2 protein-coding genes and 1 pseudogene are annotated in these 2265 nt (G+C 51.5%); 2 read left to right on the top strand and 1 reads right to left on the bottom strand.

The window, feature by feature from the left end; all coding sequences use genetic code 11:
- Nucleotides 1–685: NAD-binding protein (locus tag R7Z41_RS23645; RefSeq protein WP_318141609.1), on the top strand; the 685-nt coding region annotated here is incomplete at its 5' end.
- A gap of 77 nt (nt 686–762) precedes the next feature.
- Here R7Z41_RS23645 and R7Z41_RS23640 read toward each other — a convergent pair.
- Nucleotides 763–1991, bottom strand: a protein-coding gene (locus tag R7Z41_RS23640) for an IS3 family transposase (RefSeq protein WP_089541817.1) whose coding sequence is annotated in 2 segments (ribosomal slippage) — nt 763–1676 and nt 1676–1991 — 1230 coding nt in all. Because the reading frame shifts where the segments join, the coding sequence is not laid out codon by codon here.
- Between the two features lie 92 nt (nt 1992–2083).
- Here R7Z41_RS23640 and R7Z41_RS23635 point away from each other — a divergent pair.
- Nucleotides 2084–2265, top strand: a pseudogene (locus R7Z41_RS23635) (porin); the annotation flags it as partial.

Raw genomic sequence — 2265 nt, 5'->3', positions numbered from 1 at the left:
TGAGATCGACGAAGAACAGCCGCGCGTGATTATCGCCGGATTCGGTCGTTTTGGGCAGATTACCGGACGTTTACTGCTCTCCAGCGGGGTGAAAATGGTGGTACTCGATCACGATCCGGACCATATCGAAACCTTGCGTAAATTTGGTATGAAAGTGTTTTATGGCGATGCCACGCGGATGGATTTACTGGAATCTGCCGGAGCGGCGAAAGCGGAAGTGCTGATTAACGCCATCGACGATCCGCAAACCAACCTGCAACTGACGGAGATGGTGAAAGAACATTTCCCTCCTTTGCAGATTATTGCCCGCGCCCGCGATGTCGACCCCTACATTCGTTTTCTTCATGCAGGCGTTGAAAAGCCGGAGCGTGAAACCTTCGAAGGTGCGCTGAAAACCGGGCGTCTGGCACTGGAAAGTTTAGGTCTGGGGCCGTATGAAGCGCGAGAACGTGCCGATGTGTTCCGCCGCTTTAATATTCAGATGGTGGAAGAGATGGCAATGGTTGAGAATGATACCAAAGCGCGCGCGGCGGTCTATAAACGCACCAGCGCGATGTTAAGTGAGATCATTACCGAGGACCGCGAACATCTGTCATTAATTCAACGACATGGCTGGCAGGGAACCGAAGAAGGTAAACATACCGGCAACATGGCGGATGAACCGGAAACGAAACCCTCATCCTAATAAAGAGTGACGTAAATCACACTTTACAGCTAACTGTTTGTTTTTGTTTCATTGTAATGCGGCGAGTGGATTTGCCCCTATATTTCCAGACATCTGTTATCACTTAACCCATTACTGGCTTGCTGCCGTAGATATTCCCGTGGCGAGCGATAACCCAGTGCACTATGCGGATGCCATTCGTTATAATGCTCGAACGCCTCTGCAAGGTTCTTTGCTGCCGTTAACCCGTCTGGTTTGGGCATGATACTGATGTAGTCACGCTTTATCGTTTTCACGAAGCTCTCTGCTATGCCGTTACTCTCCGGACTCCGCACCGCCGTGTTCTTCGGTTCAAGCCCCAACATCCGGGCAAACTGCCGTGTTTCATTAGCCCGGTAGCATGAACCATTATCCGTCAGCCACTCTACTGGAGACGCCGGAAGCTCGTTGCCGAAGCGGCGTTCCACCGCTCCCAGCATGACGTCCTGTACTGTTTCACTGTCGAAGCCGCCCGTAGTGACTGCCCAGTGCAGTGCCTCACGGTCACAGCAGTCCAGCGCGAACGTGACTCGCAGTTTTTCTCCGTTATCACAGCGGAACTCGAACCCGTCAGAGCACCATCGTTGATTGCTTTCTTTCACGGCCACTTTGCCAGTATGTGCCCGTTTCGATGGCGGTACAGCGGTTTTTCGCTCAAGCAACAGCGCATTCTGGCGCATGATCCGGTAAACACGTTTGGCATTGATCGCAGGCATACCATCAAGTTCTGCCTGTCTGCGAAGCAGCGCCCATACCCGACGATAACCATACGTGGGCAGCTCTCCGATAACATGGTGTATACGGAGAAGCACATCCGTATCATCTGAGTGACGGCTGCGGCGACCATCTTTCCAGTCATCGGTTCGTCTGAGAATGACGTGCAACTGCGCACGCGACACCCGGAGACAACGGCTGACTAAGCTTACTCCCCATCCCCGGGCAATAAGGGCGCGTGCGCTATCCACTTTTTTGCACGCCCGTATTCAACGGCTTCTTTAAGGAGTTCATTTTCCATCGTTTTTTTGCCGAGCAGGCGCTGGAGTTCTTTAATCTGCTTCATGGCAGCAGCAAGTTCAGAGGCAGGAACGACCTGCTCTCCTGCGGCCACAGCAGTAAGACTTCCCTCCTGGTATTGCTTGCGCCAGAGAAATAACTGGCTGGCTGCCACACCGTGTTGCCGGGCAACAAGGGAGACCGTCATTCCCGGTTCAAAACTCTGCTGAACAATAGCGATCTTTTCCTGTGTAGTACGCCGTCTGCGTTTCTCCGGTCCTAAGACATCAATCATCTGCTCTCCAATGACTAGTCTAAAAACTAGTATTAAGACTATCACTTATTTAAGTGATATTGGTTGTCTGGAGATTCAGGGGGCCAGTCTATGTTGCAACCTACCGTAACAATGGCTTCTTTGGTCAGGTCGATGGCTTGAACTTTGCTTTGCAATATCAGGGTAATAATGAAGATGATGGATTATTCGGTCAGGAAGGTTCTGGTAACGGTAATGGCCGTAAGTTAGCTAAAGAGAACGGCGACGGCTTCGGTATGTCCACTTCCTATGACTT

This window comes from Vibrio sp. 1457 (assembly GCF_033340195.1).
Classification (GTDB): Bacteria; Pseudomonadota; Gammaproteobacteria; order Enterobacterales; family Vibrionaceae; genus Vibrio; species Vibrio alginolyticus.
The sequence above is the reverse complement of the archived record's forward strand: the minus strand, read 5'-3'. Positions and strand labels throughout refer to the sequence as shown.